General features: G+C 37.6%; 1 pseudogene. It reads left to right on the forward strand.

The window, feature by feature from the left end:
• Positions 1 to 314 (forward strand): annotated as a pseudogene (locus tag ACFIO5_RS12240) (glucose-6-phosphate dehydrogenase); the annotation flags it as partial.

The following is a 314-nucleotide window of genomic DNA, read 5'->3' on the forward strand; positions in this document are numbered from 1 at the left end:
GACAATTGAGTGAGCCAACACGTATTATTGGGGTTTCACGCTCTTCACTGAGTAGTGAAGAGTATCAAAATTTTGTTCGTGCTTCTTTAGAAAAATATGTTCATCCAAAAGATCTCAATCGAATTGAACTCAATCGTTTTCTTGCGCGTTTAACCTATATTTCTGTTGATATTACATCAAATCGAGGGTGGAGAGATCTCGCTTTACCGCTCTCAGAAGATCCATCTGATATTCGAGTTTTTTATTTAGCAGTTGGTTCATCCCTTTTTGGTGATATTGCGATGAGATTGGGACAAAATGGTTTAGTAACGCAA

It is taken from the genome of Bartonella sp. AA86SXKL (assembly GCF_042196885.1).